The following is a 17,039-nucleotide window of genomic DNA, read 5'->3' on the forward strand; positions in this document are numbered from 1 at the left end:
CCAGGGCGGCACGCCGGTCAATGAGGGTGGTTCACCTTATCTGCGACCGGCGTCCACCGCCCACCCTTTTCAGAGGCAGTCATGACGACACTGATTATTGAAAAAAATAACGAACAGCCGGAGCGCGGCACGGTGGTCATTCCGCCGCCTGTCAGTGACGAGCCGGTGATTAAAAACACCTTTTTCTTTCCCGACATCGAGCCGAAGCGCGTGCGCGAGCTGATGCGCCTTGAGCAGACCATCGCCCCGGCACGGCTGCGCCATGCCATTAAGGCCGGGATAGCCGAAACCAACGCGGAGCTTTTTGACTGGCGCGAAAGCCAGATGAAAGCCGGTTTTACGCACCTCGCTGATGTGCCGGCAGATGACATCGACGGCGAGAGTATGCGTATTTTTCACTATCTGAGCGCGGTGTGTGCGATGACGGCCGCCACGCTGTATGAGCGCTATCGCGGTGTGGATGCCAGCGCGAAAGGCGACAAAAAAGCGGACAGCATCGACACCACGGTTGATGACCTGTGGCGCGACATGCGCTGGTCAGTCGCCCGTATTCAGGACAAACCGCGCTGCATTGTGGGGCAAATCTGATGAAGGTTTATGCGCATCAGGGCGACACGCTGGATGTGATTTGTAACCGCTATTACGGGCGCACAGAGGGCGTGGTCGAAACGGTGCTCGCCGCTAATCCGGGGCTGGCCGAACTCGGCGTGGTGCTGCCCTATGGCACCGGCGTCGAGCTGCCGGACACTGACACGGCACCCACTGCCGAAACGGTGAATTTATGGGACTGAGCATGGAGAAAATCACCTCGTCGCTGGCCTACTGGATAAGCGTCGCGCTGACCTTTTTCGGGGCAATGACACCGCAGGATTTTGCCGCGTACTTTGGTGCGCTGGGCGTGGTGCTGACGGTCGGCGTTAACTGGTATTACCGGCGCAAAAGCTATGTGTTGCTGTCAACGCAGCTTCATCAGCAGCACCTCACTAACGGGGATATCAGCAATGTCATCAATCGTTAAGCGTTGCAGTGTGGCCGCCGTGCTGGCGCTGGCGGCACTGGTGCCTGATTTTCGTTTACTCCATACCTCGCAACAGGGGCTGGCGCTGATTGCCGACCTTGAAGGGTGCCGCCTGCGCCCCTACCAGTGCAGCGCGGGGGTATGGACATCGGGTATCGGCCACACTGCCGGGGTCGCGCCAAAACGCGATATCACGGAGCGTGAAGCGGCGCGAAATCTGGTTTCCGACGTGCTGACGGTTGAGCGTCGTCTTGCAGTGTGCGCGCCGGTTGCGATGCCGTCCGCCGTTTACGACGCGGTGGTCAGCTTTGCGTTTAATGTCGGCACCGGTGCGGCCTGTCAATCGACGCTGGTCTATTTCCTGAACCAGAAAAAGTGGCAACAGGCCTGTGATCAACTGCCTCGCTGGGTCTACATCAACGGAATCAAAAATAAAGGGCTGGAGAACCGGCGCAAGCGTGAGCGGGATTACTGCCTGAAGGGGGCGCGATGAAAACGTTAATGGTGGTGCTGGCGCTTGCGGTGGTGGGGCTGCTGTGGCTGCGTCATGAGAATGACACCCTGCGCGAATCTTTTGAGAAAGCGAACCGCGTCGCAGGCGAGCAAAAGCTGACGATCGGCATGCTGAAAAACCAGCTCATTGTTGCCCGCGACCGGGCAGATAAAAACGAACGGGCGCAGGTGGATTTGCGCCAGAAGCTGAATGCTGCCGGTGAACGGGAAGCCCGGCGGGAACAAACCATAACGAGGTTACTCAATGAAAATGACGCCTTTCGCCGCTGGTACAGCGCTGATCTGCCTGATGCTGTGCGCCGGTTGCACAAACGCGCCGCCTGCGCCAGTGCCAGTGACTGTTTACAACGGTTGCCCGAAAGTCAGCCTGTGCCCGATGCCGGGCAGCGATCCGCACACGAACGGTGATTTAAGTGCCGATATCCGAAACCTTGAGCGTGCATTAGAAAGCTGTGCGCTCCAGGTCGAAGCCGTTAAACAATGCCAGGATGATACAGATGCTGAAACCCGAAAGCCTGAGAAAAGCCCTGGCTGATGCCGTGCCGGTGCTGAAAACCAACCCTGAGATGCTGCGGCTGTTTGTGGACAGTGGCAACCTTGTCGCCACGCTCGCCGCCTCGCTGTCATTCGAAAAGCGTTACACGCTCAATGTGGTGGTGACGGACTTCACCGGCGACGCGGATTTACTGCTTGTGCCGGTGCTGGCATGGCTGCGCGAGAACCAGCCCGACATTATGGAAACCGACGCAGGCCAGGCGAAAGGCTTCACCTTTGAGGCCGATCTCAATAATGACAGCAGTTTTGATATCAGCATTAGTCTTGCCCTGACCGAGCGAACGCTGGTTAACGAGGTCGGCTCAGCGCTTCACGTCCGGTGCCTCCCGGAACCGCCCCCGCCGGAGCTGGTCACTCCACCGACAGAGATGTACATCAATGGCGAACTGGTGAGTAAATGGGATGACTGAGTTTAAACCGTTTGAGAATGAGCTTGCCGGGCTGCTGGCGGCACTGTCACCCGCTGGCCGTCGGCGTCTCACCGTGGAGATTGTGAAGAAGCTGCGCCAGCGCCAGCAACAGCGAATTAAATCGCAAAAAGCCCCCGACGGCACGGCGTATACCCCGCGCAAACGCCAGCCACTGCGGGCAAAGAAAGGCCGTATCAAGCGCGAGATGTTCGCGAAGCTGCGTACTAACCGCTATATGAAAGCCAGCGGCGATGACAGCGCGGCTGTGGTGGAGTTTACCGGCAAAGTGCAGCGCATCGCGCAGGTGCATCAGTATGGATTAAAAGACAGACCGGGGCGCAACAGCGCAGAAACTCAGTACCCAGAACGCCCATTGCTGGGTTTTTCTGAAGAAGATTGCAGTCTTGTTGAAAACATGATTCTCATTAAGTTAAGTGTGCGGTGAGGCATAGCTTTTTTCTCGCTTTTTGAGGTAATTTGTCAAAAAAAAGCGAGGTTTTTATGGATGAGAAGAAGTATCAAATCTTTGTTAGCTCAACTTACGTTGATCTTATCGAAGCTAGAAAGAAAATCATTGAAACGGTTTTAAATCTGTATCATTTTCCAGTCGGAATGGAAATGTTTAGTGCCGATGATTCTGAACAATGGGAGATAATAAAAGAAACGATCGATGCTAGCGATTATTATATTGTTATTATTGGTCATAAATACGGTTCAATATCCCCTTCCACAGGCATTAGTTACACTGAAATGGAATATGATTATGCAAAATCAATAGGTGTTCCTGTATTGGCATTTATTCGGGAAAGGGATGTTTTAACTTCACCTGATGAACGAGAGGCAGATTTCAGTAAAACAGAACGATTGAACTCTTTTATTGATAAAGCACAGTCCAGCAAAGTTTGTGACTTTTGGATTTCGCTTGAAGACTTGGCTACCAAGGTTGCTGTTGCTCTTCCGAAAATTATGAGAAGAAAACCTAGGGTTGGATGGGTGAGAGGCAATCAGTTAATATCTACCGAGGTTTCTAATGAGCTTGCGGGACTATCAACCGAAAATCGAGATTTAAGAAAAAAACTGCGAGAACTGGAAAGCCAGTTGTCAACTGATGTACCTGTTCTTGCCCTTGTGGGAATAAATCAGGATTTTTTGTTTGGTTTTAATAATAAAGTTGAGACTCTCGATTATTATGAACCTGTAACTTGGAAAGATATTCCTGAATCACTGATAGAGGAGTTAACTGATACTGATTTAGATGAATTTAACGGCAATCTTCCTCAAAATAATGTAATTGATAAGTATAATCGCAGCCTAATTCTTTACACTAATCGTTTGGAAAACTTTATAACTGTAACTCCTGTACTTGAGAATAAAGGGAGGAAGGTTGCAACCGATATTTATGTGGAAATAGAGTTGCCGGAATTTATTGTTGCATTAAATGATTCTAATGAGGGTTTTTTCAAATCACCTCCGGTTATCAATCTTCCTTTGCATCCAATAGAAATTGCAGAAAAAAGAGCGAAGGCAAGGAGGATTTTTAATTTTATTGGGACAGAAAGGGTGAAAATGAATGAAGGTGATTTTATTGATGGTAAAGGTGTATTTTTAAATGCTCAATCAAGAATTATGCCTCGTATATACCGAAAGGATGCGTCGAGTTGGGTGAATTATGAAAGGAATTGCATAACGCTCAGGGCGAAAAAACTCTTACAAAGTCTGTCCTTAAAATTTGATGATATAACTCTTTTCCCTATTAAGGAGGGGGAGGGGGTTATTAAATTTAAAATTATTTGTGAGGAAATAAAGGAGCCAATTTATTTTACTCATCAGGTTACTGTTGCAGGAGATAAATGAGAGCCCGGGTTGTGTGGAGCACTATATAACATTTGAAGATTGCCGCTTATTAATATCAGCGGCATTCTTCGTTGTATGAACATACCAGCAAACATTAACGAACTTGCCCGCGCGCTGCGCAACATGATACGCACCGGTGTCATTGTCGAAACTGACCCCGGTGCCGGTCGCTGTCGCGTGCAGACCGGCGGCAATATCACCGACTGGCTCCAGTGGCTGACGCAGCGCGCCGGTCGCTCCCGTACATGGTGGGCTCCTTCCGTCGGTGAACAGGTATTAATTCTGGCTGTGGGTGGCGAGCTCGATACCGCGTTTGTGTTGCCCGGTATTTTCTCCGATGACCATCCTGCGCCGTCGGCCTCGGCTGATGCCCTGCATATTGCTTTCCCGGATGGCGCGGTCATCGAATACGAACCGGCGACCAGCGCGCTGACCGTCAGCGGTATTAAAACCGCCGACGTTACCGCGTCTGAATCCCTTACCGCCACCGTGCCGGTGGTGCTGGTCAAGGCCTCTTCGCGCATCACACTCGACACGCCGGAGGTGGTCTGCACCAGTAAGCTCATCACCGGCTCGCTGGAAGTGCAGAAAGGCGGCACCATGCGCGGCGATATCGAGCACAGCGGCGGCGCGTTGTCCTCCAACGGCAAGGTATTGCATACCCATCAACACCCCGGCGACAGCGGCGGCACAACAGGAGCACCCCTGTGACAGTGAACTATATTGGCATGAGCCGTGTAAATGGCCGCGCGCTTACCGATTCACAGCACGTCAGTCAGAGCATGGGCGATATTCTGCGAACGCCGGTCGGCTCCCGCGTGATGCGCCGGGAATATGGCTCGTTGCTCTCCACGCTGATTGACCAGCCGCAGACACCGGCGCTCACGCTGCAAATCCGCGTGGCCTGCTATATGGCGCTGCTGAAGTGGGAGCCGCGCATCACGCTGAGTGAAATCACAACCGAACAGACCGAAGGCCGGATGACCGTCAATGTGACCGGCCAGCTCGTCAGCACCGGTGAAACCCTTTCATTAACCCTTCCTGTGAGTTGAACCCATGCCGATTGTTGACCTGAGCGAGTTACCCGCCCCGGATGTGGTTGAGGAGCTCGATTACGAGAGCATCCTCGCTGAGCGCAAGGCGACACTGGTTTCGCTGTTCCCTGCTGATGAGCAGGATGCCGTTGCCCGCACGCTGGCGCTGGAATCCGAGCCGCTGACCAAGTTCCTTGAGGAGAACGCCTACAGGGAGGTTATCTGGCGTCAGCGCGTGAACGAAGCCGCCCGCGCGACGATGCTGGCCTATGCCACCGGCAATGACCTCGACGTTATTGGCGCGAATTATGACGTCGCGAGGCTGGTGATCACCCCGGCTGATGAAACCGCACTCCCGCCCGTCGCGGCAGTGACGGAAGCCGACAACGATTACCGGCTACGCATTCAGCAGGCAATGGAAGGGCTGAGCGTGGCGGGCTCAACCGGGGCTTATGAATTTCATGGTCGCAGCGCCGACGGGCGTGTCGCGGATATTTCCGTTATCAGCCCGGAGCCCGCTTGCGTGACCGTGTCGGTGTTGTCGCGTGAGGATAACGGCGCGGCGTCGGCTGATTTGCTGACAGTCGTGCGAAATGCCCTTAACGATGAGGATGTGAGGCCGGTTGCCGACCGCGTGACAGTGCAGTCAGCGGCGATTGTTGATTACCGGATTGATGCCACGCTTTATCTCTACCCTGGCCCGGAAAGTGAGCCGGTTCGCAGTGCGGCAGAGGCCAAACTCAAAGCGTATATCAGCGCACAACATCGCCTCGGTCGTGATATCCGCAAATCTGCCATTTATGCCGCGCTCCATGTTGAAGGTGTGCAGCGTGTTGAACTGGCCGCCCCGGCGGCTGACATCGTACTCGATAAAACACAGGCTTCTTTTTGCACTGATTACCGGATAGTTGTCGGGGGCTCCGATGAGTGATTCTCGGTTGTTGCCGGTGGGCTCCTCGGCGCTGGAGGTGGCCGCCGCGCGTGCCTGTGCTGAAATCGAAAACACCCCGATACCGCTGCGCCGCCTGTGGAACCCTGACGTTTGTCCGGTCAGCCTGTTGCCGTGGCTGGCCTGGGCGTTTTCCGTTGACCGGTGGGACGAGAACTGGCCGGAAGAGACGAAACGTGACGTTATCCGCAGCGCCTATTTTATCCACTGTCATAAAGGCACCATCGGCGCAGTGCGGCGCGTGGTCGAGCCGCTGGGTTATCTCATTAATGTTACCGAGTGGTGGGAAACCGGCGATCCGCCAGGCACATTCCGGCTTGATATTGGCGTACTGGAAACCGGCATCACCGAAGAGATGTATACCGAGATGGAGCGGCTTATTGATGATGCGAAGCCCGCCAGCCGTCATCTTATCGGCCTCAATATTATTCAGGACGTTGCCGGGTATCTCTTTGCCGGTGGCGTGAATTACAGCGGCGACGTGACCACTGTTTACCCGGAGTGAGTGAAAGAACATGGCAACGAAATACAAAACCGTCGTCACCACGGCAGGGGTGGCAAAATTTGCGGCAGCCCTCACGCCGGGCGGGAAAAAGGTGAATATTACCGCGATGGCCGTTGGCGATGGCGGCGGTTCGCTGCCGCAACCGGAGGCCGGGCAGACAAAACTTATCAATGAAGTCTGGCGCCATACGCTGAATAAAATCAGCCAGGACAATAAACATAAAAATTACGTGGTGGCCGAGCTGGTTATCCCGCCGGAAACGGGCGGTTTCTGGCTGCGTGAAATGGGGCTTTATGACGACACCGGCACACTGGTCGCCGTCGGCAATATGGCCGAAAGCTACAAGCCAAAGCTCGAAGAGGGTTCCGGGCGGGCGCAGACCCTGCGCATGGTGATTATGCTGTCCGATGTTGCGTCTGTTGAGCTGGCTATTGACGGTTCCGTCGTGATGGCCACACAGGATTATGTCGATGACAGACTCGCGGAGCATGAGCAATCGCGACGCCATCCCGATGCCACCCTGACGGAAAAAGGCTTCACACAGCTCAGCAGTGCCACAAACAGCGCGGCGGAGAATCTTGCCGCCACGCCCAAAGCGGTGAAAGCGGCGTATGACCTTGCAGGCAGCAAATACACCGCGCAGGACGCGACCACGACGCAGAAGGGGATTGTCCAGCTCAGCAGCGCGACGGACAGTAACAGCGAAGCGCAGGCCGCGACACCGAAAGCCGTCAGGACAGCAAATGACAATGCAAACAGCCGGGTTCCACTAACCCGTAAGGTTAATGGCCGGGAATTATCCGCTGATATTAACGTGACGGCGCAGGATATTTTTAACGGTCAGGCGGTGGCTATTGGTAATGCGGCGGATCTCAACACGTTTATGACACCAGGGCTGTATTATCAGAATACAAATGATTTTGCAGCGGCTGGCGCTAACTACCCGGAAGCTAGTGCTGGTTCACTTGAGGTCTATAAACACGCCGGTATTACGCAGATTTACCGTATTTATAATAATTCGCGCAGCTATATCCGTACATACTGGAACAACGTCTGGAGCGCATGGGTTTCCAGTATCGATGCCGCCGGAGGAACCATAAACGGCGAGCTGAATCTTCACAGTGGATTCTGGATATCGGATAAGCAGACCGGCATTACCTTTGGCAAGGATGATGCCAGCTTTAACAGCGCCAACATGTTGATTAAATCCTGGTACGGGATCGGTTTTTATTCCACGCTCACCGGGAATGAAGGGATGGCGGGTTATATCAATGTCCGAACCGGTCTATTACAAATGGCCGGACAAATCATTCCGGGCAACTATGCAAATTTCGATGCCCGTTATTTCACGAAATCGGAAATGGATGGCCGATATTTAAATGATGCTCAGCGAGGTAGCCAGGCGTTACAAAACGGAGCTCATAACAGTATGACATCATGGGAAGCACCCTCAGGATGCTTTATTACCGGGGTAAATATCAGAACGGATTTAGGCGACAGTCGTTTTATGGGGTACTACTATCGCGCCCTTATGGTCAAGACTGCGAGCGGAAGCTGGCGACAGGTAGGTAACTAGTTATGATTGAATTCAAAAATATAAAAATCTCAAAAAATGTGAAAGAGGATGGCTCAGGGTATTCTTATATATATTTTGAAGACGAACATAATCGCGACTGGTATGAAATTCGTGATAAAGAGTGGAAAGGCGTTAATAAATTCATTGCCACTGATGAAAGTGAATTTGTGGTAACGTTTTCTGATAATCCAAATTTTCTCACCCTTGCTGAGGGAATGAACGTTTATGAGGTCGTTGATTATCCTGATGACATATCAACTGCGGTCTATAAATATCAGGGTGGTAAATTTCTGTCGCAGGAGCCATCAACCCGGGATATAGCGGAGCAAGAGAAAAACCGGCTCATCAGTCAAGCCACAACAATGATTTCAGTTTTGCAGGATGCTGTTGATTTAGGGATGGCTACGGAAGATGATGAAAGTAGCCTGATTGCCTGGAAAACATACCGGGTTATGCTGAGCCGCGTTGATACCCATAATCCTGAATGGCCTGATAAGCCAGCCAGTTAAATGTTTTATTTAACTGGCTGAGGGGTTACAGGATGAAGTGTTTAAATTTATCAGCATTATCCACAAGGTAGGACGGGAATTTAGCTTTTGTTAATTCCTGTCGCGCCATTTTACGATCTCGCCCCCATATATCCTTTGCATTGGTAAGGGCATCAATAATATGTTCTTTATTGTTGAGGTGGGGGAGATCATACTCAGTATGCGAGATCGTAGACATTTTCTCCGAAATGCGTTCCGGGCTCATAATCCATGAGAAGTGCCAGCCAGCATCAGACATAACCGTATGACGGAATTTAAAGAGAGTCTTCAAAATAAAACCTTTGTTCAGGCAGGACTTCTTAATGTTCCTGAAGTCTTCCGGCTTGCCTTTGAAATAGCCCTTTAAATTGCGAAAAGTCGTTGCTCGCGGCAACTTACACAGCCTTTTACTGCCATCAGTATTAAATACCTGTAAGTTAAACTGGTAGTTATAAAAACCCATATGCAGCGTCGTACAGAGTTTTTTAGGATTAATTGCTCTGATGGCTTCCGGTGAAAATATTTCGTCAACATCAGAGACCAGGATCAGATCATCATCCTGTGCATACTTAAGGCCTTGCATAATCGCGTTTCTCTGTGCCGCTTCGTTAGCCCATGCATCGACTTCGTCCGCAACCCCCTTAGTTTCTTTCTTAAGAGGTTCCTCATCATGGACGACATAGATAATTTTGTCTTTAAAACGGGCAAATTTTTCAATATTGAAGTGCAGGTTTCTTGGTTTTCCGGTAAACGTATGAGTTGATTCCACAATCACAAAGCGATCAACAACGTCCATGAGAGTATTCAAACGAATGTCAAGCAACATGTCTTCATCGTAATACAAAAAACAATCATAAATCATGTTTGTATTCTCTAATTATTTGGTCGAGCTGTAAGTTATCCGTAATTCAACAATTCAGAATTCTCGTATATTGCAAATGGTTAGTAAAGGATACCAGCTGTAAAAAATGAATTCCGGGCTGAATGAATCCCGTAAGCCAAATCGCGTGAGGGATTATTGAGCGATATATTTTCCGGGAGTTGTATTGCAACTTAACCAACCCTGATAAATAGCGTCCGGCTGTGGCACACCAGACAATAACACTCACCCCAACCCCTCGGAGTTAAACGGATGAGTGATTATCATCATGGTGTGCAGGTCGTCGAAATTAACGACGGCACGCGCGTCATTTCCACGGTCTCAACGGCAATCGTCGGCATGGTGTGTACCGCCAGCGATGCCGACGCGGCCACTTTCCCCCTCAATGAGCCGGTGCTGATCACCAGCGTGCAAAGCGCCATCGCCAAAGCCGGTAAAAAAGGCACGCTGGCCGCGTCACTCCGGGCCATCGCCGACCAGTCAAAACCGGTGACCGTCGTCGTACGCGTGGCGGAGGGAACCGGCGACGATGAAGAAGAGGCGATCGCGCAGACCATTTCCAACATCATCGGCACCACGGACGAGAACGGCAAATACACCGGCCTGAAAGCGCTGCTGACTGCCGAAGCCGTTACCGGCGTTAAACCCCGCATCCTCGGTGTGCCGGGATTCGACACGCCGGAGGTGGCGACCGCGCTTGCGCCCGTTTGCCAGAAGCTGCGCGCGTTCGGCTATGTCAGCGCGTGGGGCTGTAAAACCATCTCTGATGCCATCAGATACCGCGACAACTTCAGCCAGCGTGAACTCATGGTTATCTGGCCGGATTTTCTCGCCTGGGACACCGTGAAAAATGCGACCGCTACGGCTTACGCCACCGCCCGCGCCCTCGGTCTGCGTGCGTATATCGACCAGTCTGTCGGCTGGCATAAAACCCTGTCTAACGTCGGCGTCAACGGCGTGACCGGCATCAGCGCCTCGGTGTTCTGGGATTTGCAGGAGCCGGGCACCGATGCCGATTTGCTCAACGAGGCGGGCGTGACCACGCTTATCCGCAAGGATGGCTTTCGCTTCTGGGGCAACCGCACCTGTTCCGATGACCCGCTTTTCCTGTTTGAGAACTATACCCGCACGGCGCAGGTTATCGCTGACACGATGACCGAAGCGCATATGTGGGCGGTTGATAAGCCGATCACCGCGACGCTTATCCGCGACATCGTGGACGGTATTAACGCGAAATTCCGTGAGCTGAAAAGTAACGGCTACATCGTGGATGCGACCTGCTGGTTTGACGAGGACGCCAACGACGCGGAAACACTGAAAGCCGGGAAACTGTATATCGATTATGACTATACGCCGGTTCCCCCACTCGAAAACCTGACCCTGCGCCAGCGCATCACCGATAAATATCTGGCGACACTGGTCTCCTCGGTTAACAGCAATTAAGGAGCCTGACTGAATGGCAATGCCACGCAAGCTGAAATACATGAATGTGTTTCTCAATGGCTACAGCTATCAGGGTATCGCGAAGTCGATCACCCTGCCGAAGCTGACACGCAAGCTCGAAAACTATCGCGGGGCGGGTATGAACGGCGTCGCGCCGGTTGACCTCGGCCTTGATGATGATGCGCTGTCGATGGAATGGTCGCTCGGCGGCTTCCCGGATTCGGTTATCTGGGAGCTGTACGGTGCGACCGGCGTCGATGCCGTGCCGGTTCGCTTTGCCGGTTCCTTCCAGCGCGACGACACCGGCGAAACGGTCGCCGTTGAAGTGGTGATGCGTGGCCGTCAGAAGGAAATCGACACCGGCGAGAACAAACCCGGCGAAGACACCGAAGCGAAAATTTCGGTCGTCTGTACTTATTTCAAACTGACGATGGATGGCAAAGAGCTGGTTGAAATCGACACCCTCAACATGGTGGAGAAGGTCAACGGCACCGACCGGCTGGAGCAGCACCGTCGCAATATCGGCCTGTAATGTTCACCCCGGCCGGTGCGCTGGCCGGTTAACCCGAAAACCTGATTAAAAAGAGAAAACCATGAATAACGACAACGTGATCACCCTGGAAAATCCTGTTAAGCGCGGTGAGCAGATTATTGACGCCATCACCCTGATTAAACCGAACGCCGGGACGCTGCGCGGCGTCAGCCTTGCGGCGGTGGCAAACTCCGAAGTTGACGCCCTGATTAAAGTGCTGCCGCGTATGAGCGCCCCCTCGCTCACCGAGCAGGAAGTCGCCGCGCTTGAGCTGCCCGACCTTGTTGCCCTGGCGGGTAAGGTGATCGGTTTTTTGTCACCGAATTCGGCGCAGTAAATTTCCCCGACACTCTCTCTGTTGATGACCTGATGGCGGATATCGCGGTGATTTTTCACTGGCCGCCCTCAGAGATCTATCCCCTGAGCCTGACAGAGCTCATTACATGGCGAGAAAAAGCCATCCAGCGAAGCGGAAACACGAATGAGTAGCGTGAAATTACAGGTATTACTCAAAGCTGTTGACCAGGCGACCCGCCCGTTAAAATCCATCGACAAGGCCAGCAAGGAGCTGGCCGGAGGGATGCGCACAACACAAACCGCATTGCGTGAGCTCAACGGACAGGCGTCAAAGATTGACGGCTTTCGCAAAACCCGCGCACAACTGGCGGTCACTGAGCAGGCGCTGAAAAAAGCCAGAGACGAAGCCGCCGCGCTGGCGATTCAGTTTAAAAACACTGAACAGCCGACCCGCGCGCAGGCGCAGGCAATGGAGACGGCACGCAAAAGCGCCGCCGCGCTCCAGCTTAAACACAACAGCCTGCGTGAATCCGTGCAGCGTCAGCGGCAGGAGCTCAGCCTTGCCGGGATAAACACCCGCACGCTGGCCGCTGACGAGCGAAAACTCAAAGCCACCATCAGTGAAACCACGTCACAGCTCAACCGGCAGCGTGAGGCGCTGGCGCGCGTCAGTGCGCAACAGGAGAAACTCAGCCGGGTAAAACAGCGCTATCAGGCCGGAAAGGCGCTCGCCGGGAATGCGGCAGCGGTGGGCGCGGCAGGGGCGGGAATGGCAACCACGGCAACGCTTGCCGGGGCGGCGCTGCTGAAACCGGGCTATGACTTCGCGCAAAAAAACTCGGAGCTTCAGGCGGTGCTCGGCGTGGGTAAAGACTCGGCGGAAATGACTGCATTGCGCAAACAGGCGCGCCAGCTCGGCGACAACACAGCCGCCTCGGCTGACGACGCTGCCGGGGCGCAAATCATCATCGCCAAAGGGGGCGGTGATGCGGCCGCGATTCAGGCTGTCACGCCGGTGACCCTGAATATGGCGCTGGCTAACCGGCGCACGATGGAAGAGAACGCCGGTCTGTTGATGGGGATGAAATCCGCGTTTCAGCTCTCAAACGATAAGGTCGCGCACATCGGTGATGTTCTCTCCATGACGATGAACAAAACCGCCGCTGACTTTGACGGGCTGAGTGATGCGCTGACCTATGCCGCGCCGGTGGCAAAAAATGCCGGGGTGAGTATCGAGCAGGCCGCCGCCATGGTGGGCGCGTTACATGATGCGAAAATCACCGGCTCGATGGCCGGTACGGGGAGCCGCGCGGTGATAACGCGCTTACAGGCACCGACCGGCGAGGCGTACCGGGCGATTAAAGAGCTCGGTATCACCACGGCAGATAAAAAAGGTAACACCCGGCCCATCTTCAGCATCCTGAAAGAAATGCAGGCCAGTTTTGAGAAAAACAAACTCGGCACCGGCCAGCGCGCCGAATACCTGAAAACGATATTCGGCGAAGAAGCCAGCTCATCAGCGGCGGTGTTAATGGCCGCCGCATCGGGCGGGAAACTGGATGCACTGACCGCTGCGTTTAAAGCCTCGGACGGGAAAACGGAGGAACTGGTCAACGTCATGCAGGACAACCTTGGCGGCGACTTTAAAGAGTTCCAGTCGGCTTATGAGGCGGTCGGTACTGACCTGTTTGATCAGCAGGAATCCTCGCTCCGAAAACTGGTGCAGACCGCTACAGGTTACGTGCTCAGGCTTGATGGCTGGATACAGAAAAACAAAGGGCTGGCGCAGACGCTGGGCGTGATTGCGGCGGTGGCTGTCGGCGTGGTGGGGCTGGTCGGCGCTATTGGTCTGGTTGCCTGGCCGGTTGTGATGGGCGTTAACGCGATTATCGCCGCTGCCGGTGTGCTCGGGACGGTCTTCAGTGTGGCGGGCGGGGCAATTATGACGGTGCTCGGTGCGCTGACATGGCCGATTGTGGCGATCGGGGTGGCGATTGTCGCCGGTGCGCTGCTCATCCGTAAATACTGGGAGCCCATCAGCGCCTTTTTCAGCGGGGTTGTTGAGGGGCTAAGCGCCGCATTTGCGCCGGTCGGGGAACTGTTTTCGCCGCTTAAGCCCGTTTTTGACTGGCTCGGCGGGAAATTAAAGGCGGTGTGGGACTGGTTCACAAACCTGATTGCGCCGGTCAAATCCACGCAGGACACGCTTAACGCCTGCAGGGATACCGGCGTCCTGTTTGGACAGGCGCTGGCAGATGCACTGCTGATGCCGCTTACCGCGTTTAACAAACTGAAACAGGGCATAGACTGGGTGCTCGATAAACTCGGTCTCATCAATAAAGAATCCAGCGATCTTGACCAGAAAGCCGTAAAAGCTGGCGCGGCGGCGCAGAACGGCACCTATATCCCGGCAACCAGTACCTATGGCGGTTATCAGGGATATCAGCCCGCCGTTGCCCCCGGTGGTAAATCCTATGTCGATAACCGGCAAAGCCATTACAACATCACGATGCAGAACGGCGGCGCACCGGGCGGCGAACTCGGGCGGCAGTTGCAGGATGCCGTTGAAAAGGCTGACCGTGAGAAACGCGCCCGCGAACGTTCCAGCATGCGCCACGACGGATAAGGGAGACATTCAGAGATGATGCTCGCATTAGGTTTCTTTGTCTTTATGCGCCAGACACTGCCGTTTCAGGGCATGCAGCGCGACGCGGAATATCGCTGGCCGTCAAACAGCCGCGTCGGCAGGCGCGATGCTTTCCAGTTCCTCGGCGTCGGGGAGGAAAAAATCACGCTCAACGGCACGCTTTACCCGGAAATCACCGGCGGGACGCTGACGCTGACCGCGCTCAGGCAGATGGCCGAACAGGGTAAGGCGTGGCCGCTGATAGCCGGAACCGGCCAGATTTACGGCATGTATGTCATCAACAGCATTAACGAAACCGGCGCGGAGTTTTTTTCGGACGGCTCACCCCGCAAGATTGATTTTACGCTGGCGTTAACGCGCGTGGATGAGTCGCTGGCGGCGGTATATGGCGACCTGAGTCAGCAGGCTGACATGCTGGCCGGTAAAGCAAAAGACGCCGCCACCAGATTAATCACCATGCCGGGGTTATGATGTCAGAAATACTCTACAGCCAGGCGGGGAGCTCACTCACTCCCGCATTTATGCTGAAACTGGACAGTAAGGATATCACCGGCACCATCAGCAACCGGCTGATAAACCTCACGATGACGGATAACCGGGGCTTTGAGGCTGACCAGCTTGATATTGAGCTCGATGACAGCGACGGCCTTGTGCAGTTGCCGGTGCGCGGCGCGGTACTGACCCTGTATCTCGGCTGGAAAGATTCCGCGCTGGTCGGCAAGGGCAGTTTTACCGTTGATGAGGTTGAGCACCGGGGCGCGCCTGATACCGTGACCATACGCGCCCGCAGCGCTGATTTTCGCGGTACGCTGAATTCCCGGCGTGAAGAGTCCTGGCACGACAAAACCCTCGGCGATATCGTGGCGGCGATCGCCGCACGTAACAAACTGACGGCGAGTGTCACCCCGGCGCTGGCCGGGATTCATATCCCGCATATCGACCAGACGCAGGAATCCGACGCTAAATTTCTGACACGGCTGGCTGACCGGAACGGTGGCGAGGTGTCGGTCAAGGCGGGGAAGCTGCTGTTTCTCAGAGCCGGGAATGCCACAACCGCCAGCGGCAAGCCCATTCCGCAGGTGACGATCACCCGCCGCGATGGCGACCGGCACCAGTTTGCGATTGCCGACCGGGGCGCTTACACCGGCGTTACGGCGCAGTGGCTTCACACCAAAGACCCGAAACCGAAAAAAGTGAAGGTGAAGCGCAAGCCCAGAGAGCAGCATTTACGCGCGCTACAGCATCCGAAAGCCAAAGCCAAAAAGAAGGAAGCTAAAGTACCGGAAGCCCGTGAGGGCGAATATCTGGCCGGTGAGGCGGATAACGTGTTTGCACTTACAACGGTGTATGCCACAAAAGCCCAGGCCATGCGGGCGGCTCAGGCGAAGTGGGACAAGCTGCAGCGCGGTGTCGCGGAATTCTCGATAAGTCTGGCCGTCGGCCGCGCCGATCTTTACCCGGAAACGCCGGTGAAAGTCTCGGGGTTTAAGAGCATTATCGATGAGCAGGCGTGGATTATTACCAAAGTGACTCACACGTTAAACAACAGCGGTTTCACGACGGGGGTAGAGCTTGAGGTGAAACTATCAAATGTTGAGTATGATGCCGTTGCAGATAGTGATGATGAGGGGGAATAAAAGAGATAGCCAGCCATATGGCGGGGTAGGTTATCTGCTGACGTGTTTAGAGATATTGAAATCTCTTTCTGGTAGGTTTTGTGTTTTTTATTATCAATATGTGAATTTTTGAGTATTATGCATTCACGTTTCGTGAAGAGGGTGAATCATGTTCCATTGTCCACAGTGTAAGCACGCCGCGCATGCACGTACCAGCCGCTATCTAAGTGAGAACACAAAAGAAAGGTATCATCAGTGCACGAATATTAATTGCAGTTGCACCTTCGTGACGATGGAATCGATAGAGCGCTATATAGTTACCCCTGGTAAAATAAATCCCGCGCCACCGCACCCAAACCAGACCGGACAGCGTCAGTTATGGTTCTAAAATTACCCGCCTTGAGCGGGTTTTTTATTGGCTTTGCTGGTAAGCGTTATAAAACCTGCTGCCATTTTGCTGCCAATTAGAAATCAAGAAACAAAAAAGCCACCGCAGGAGGTGGCTTAATCACATGATTTTAAAGCTAAAATTTGGTGGCCCCTGTTGGGTTTGAACCAACGACCAAGCGATTATGAGTCGCCTGCTCTAACCACTGAGCTAAGGGGCCACAGCGGGGGGATTATAAAGTAACTTACCCCTGCAATCCAGCATGAATATCCTGGCTGATGTTTTTATAAACAGC

General features: G+C 53.8%; 24 protein-coding genes and 1 tRNA gene. 23 read left to right on the plus strand and 2 right to left on the minus strand.

The features are described from left to right. Window positions 1-81 precede the first annotated feature (81 nt). The 15 genes from Y71_RS03260 (at window position 82) to Y71_RS03325 (ending at window position 8,923) form a co-directional block, all read left to right on the plus strand. A complete protein-coding gene (locus Y71_RS03260) occupies window positions 82-588 on the plus strand; it encodes a head completion/stabilization protein (RefSeq protein WP_081120692.1) in 507 nt (168 codons plus the stop codon). Further along, complete coding sequence (locus tag Y71_RS03265; protein WP_007370036.1) at window positions 588-791, plus strand: tail protein X; 204 nt, start codon at window positions 588-590, stop codon at window positions 789-791. Before Y71_RS03260 ends, Y71_RS03265 begins: the two co-directional genes overlap by 1 nt. Next, window positions 782-1,018, plus strand: coding sequence for an HP1 family phage holin (locus tag Y71_RS03270; protein ID WP_007370037.1), 237 nt, complete (start codon window positions 782-784; stop codon window positions 1,016-1,018). Before Y71_RS03265 ends, Y71_RS03270 begins: the two co-directional genes overlap by 10 nt. Continuing rightward, window positions 1,002-1,511 (plus strand): lysozyme, encoded by a 510-nt coding sequence (locus Y71_RS03275; RefSeq protein WP_007370038.1) that lies wholly within the window; start codon window positions 1,002-1,004, stop codon window positions 1,509-1,511. The genes Y71_RS03270 and Y71_RS03275 overlap by 17 nt, the downstream gene beginning before the upstream one ends. Next, window positions 1,508-1,939, plus strand: coding sequence for an Rz-like lysis system protein LysB (lysB, locus tag Y71_RS03280; protein ID WP_081120694.1), 432 nt, complete (start codon window positions 1,508-1,510; stop codon window positions 1,937-1,939). Before Y71_RS03275 ends, lysB begins: the two co-directional genes overlap by 4 nt. Further along, on the plus strand, window positions 1,821-2,066 hold the full coding sequence (gene lysC, locus Y71_RS30595) for an Rz1-like lysis system protein LysC (RefSeq protein ID WP_236946449.1): 246 nt from the start codon (window positions 1,821-1,823) through the stop codon (window positions 2,064-2,066). The genes lysB and lysC overlap by 119 nt, the downstream gene beginning before the upstream one ends. Beyond that, the gene (locus Y71_RS03285; protein WP_007370042.1) at window positions 2,029-2,496 is read left to right on the plus strand and encodes a phage tail protein; all 468 of its coding nucleotides are present in this window, start codon (window positions 2,029-2,031) and stop codon (window positions 2,494-2,496) included. The genes lysC and Y71_RS03285 overlap by 38 nt, the downstream gene beginning before the upstream one ends. After that, window positions 2,489-2,941 carry a phage virion morphogenesis protein gene (locus tag Y71_RS03290; RefSeq protein WP_007370043.1) on the plus strand — a complete coding sequence of 151 codons (453 nt, stop codon included), beginning with the start codon at window positions 2,489-2,491 and terminating at the stop codon, window positions 2,939-2,941. Before Y71_RS03285 ends, Y71_RS03290 begins: the two co-directional genes overlap by 8 nt. Window positions 2,942-2,997: 56 nt before the next feature. After that, window positions 2,998-4,350, plus strand: a complete 1,353-nt coding sequence (locus Y71_RS03295; RefSeq protein WP_007370044.1) for a DUF4062 domain-containing protein — start codon at window positions 2,998-3,000, stop codon at window positions 4,348-4,350. Between the two features lie 75 nt (window positions 4,351-4,425). Continuing rightward, on the plus strand, window positions 4,426-5,061 hold the full coding sequence (locus Y71_RS03300; protein ID WP_007370045.1) for a phage baseplate assembly protein V: 636 nt from the start codon (window positions 4,426-4,428) through the stop codon (window positions 5,059-5,061). Then, window positions 5,058-5,402, plus strand: coding sequence for a GPW/gp25 family protein (locus Y71_RS03305; protein WP_007370046.1), 345 nt, complete (start codon window positions 5,058-5,060; stop codon window positions 5,400-5,402). Before Y71_RS03300 ends, Y71_RS03305 begins: the two co-directional genes overlap by 4 nt. Before the next feature lie 4 nt (window positions 5,403-5,406). After that, entirely contained in the window at window positions 5,407-6,315 is a 909-nt protein-coding gene (locus tag Y71_RS03310) for a baseplate assembly protein (protein ID WP_007370047.1), read from the plus strand. Next, complete coding sequence (locus Y71_RS03315) at window positions 6,308-6,838, plus strand: phage tail protein I (RefSeq protein WP_035942029.1); 531 nt, start codon at window positions 6,308-6,310, stop codon at window positions 6,836-6,838. Before Y71_RS03310 ends, Y71_RS03315 begins: the two co-directional genes overlap by 8 nt. A gap of 10 nt (window positions 6,839-6,848) precedes the next feature. Beyond that, on the plus strand, window positions 6,849-8,414 hold the full coding sequence (locus Y71_RS03320; protein WP_007370049.1) for a phage tail-collar fiber domain-containing protein: 1,566 nt from the start codon (window positions 6,849-6,851) through the stop codon (window positions 8,412-8,414). A 2-nt stretch (window positions 8,415-8,416) separates the two neighbouring features. After that, window positions 8,417-8,923 (plus strand): tail fiber assembly protein, encoded by a 507-nt coding sequence (locus tag Y71_RS03325; RefSeq protein ID WP_007370050.1) that lies wholly within the window; start codon window positions 8,417-8,419, stop codon window positions 8,921-8,923. A 25-nt stretch (window positions 8,924-8,948) separates the two neighbouring features. On the opposite strand, the gene Y71_RS03330 is transcribed toward Y71_RS03325, so the two are convergent. Next, window positions 8,949-9,803 carry a glycosyltransferase family 17 protein gene (locus Y71_RS03330; protein ID WP_007370051.1) on the minus strand — a complete coding sequence of 285 codons (855 nt, stop codon included), beginning with the start codon at window positions 9,801-9,803 and terminating at the stop codon, window positions 8,949-8,951. 270 nt (window positions 9,804-10,073) lie between these two features. On the opposite strand from Y71_RS03330, the gene Y71_RS03335 reads away from it, so the two are divergent. From Y71_RS03335 to Y71_RS03370, 8 genes are all read left to right on the plus strand, one after another. Further along, window positions 10,074-11,264: a phage tail sheath protein gene (locus Y71_RS03335; RefSeq protein WP_007370052.1), complete on the plus strand. Its 1,191-nt coding sequence runs from the start codon at window positions 10,074-10,076 to the stop codon at window positions 11,262-11,264. Between the two features lie 13 nt (window positions 11,265-11,277). Further along, window positions 11,278-11,796, plus strand: a complete 519-nt coding sequence (locus Y71_RS03340) for a phage major tail tube protein (protein WP_007370053.1) — start codon at window positions 11,278-11,280, stop codon at window positions 11,794-11,796. A 61-nt stretch (window positions 11,797-11,857) separates the two neighbouring features. Next, entirely contained in the window at window positions 11,858-12,133 is a 276-nt protein-coding gene (locus Y71_RS03345) for a phage tail assembly protein (RefSeq protein ID WP_007370054.1), read from the plus strand. A gap of 32 nt (window positions 12,134-12,165) precedes the next feature. After that, window positions 12,166-12,285 carry a GpE family phage tail protein gene (locus Y71_RS03350; RefSeq protein WP_007370055.1) on the plus strand — a complete coding sequence of 40 codons (120 nt, stop codon included), beginning with the start codon at window positions 12,166-12,168 and terminating at the stop codon, window positions 12,283-12,285. Continuing rightward, complete coding sequence (locus Y71_RS03355; protein WP_081120695.1) at window positions 12,278-14,719, plus strand: phage tail tape measure protein; 2,442 nt, start codon at window positions 12,278-12,280, stop codon at window positions 14,717-14,719. Before Y71_RS03350 ends, Y71_RS03355 begins: the two co-directional genes overlap by 8 nt. A gap of 15 nt (window positions 14,720-14,734) precedes the next feature. Next, window positions 14,735-15,211 (plus strand): phage tail protein, encoded by a 477-nt coding sequence (locus Y71_RS03360; RefSeq protein WP_007370059.1) that lies wholly within the window; start codon window positions 14,735-14,737, stop codon window positions 15,209-15,211. After that, window positions 15,211-16,377: a phage late control D family protein gene (locus tag Y71_RS03365; RefSeq protein ID WP_007370060.1), complete on the plus strand. Its 1,167-nt coding sequence runs from the start codon at window positions 15,211-15,213 to the stop codon at window positions 16,375-16,377. Before Y71_RS03360 ends, Y71_RS03365 begins: the two co-directional genes overlap by 1 nt. Before the next feature lie 148 nt (window positions 16,378-16,525). Further along, on the plus strand, window positions 16,526-16,744 hold the full coding sequence (locus tag Y71_RS03370; RefSeq protein ID WP_071531970.1) for a DNA-binding transcriptional regulator: 219 nt from the start codon (window positions 16,526-16,528) through the stop codon (window positions 16,742-16,744). Between the two features lie 144 nt (window positions 16,745-16,888). Here the strand turns inward: Y71_RS03370 and Y71_RS03375 are convergent. Beyond that, window positions 16,889-16,964 (minus strand) — tRNA-Ile (locus Y71_RS03375). Window positions 16,965-17,039: the final 75 nt, after the last annotated feature.

The organism is Kosakonia radicincitans DSM 16656, assembly GCF_000280495.2.
Classification (GTDB): domain Bacteria; phylum Pseudomonadota; class Gammaproteobacteria; order Enterobacterales; family Enterobacteriaceae; genus Kosakonia; species Kosakonia radicincitans.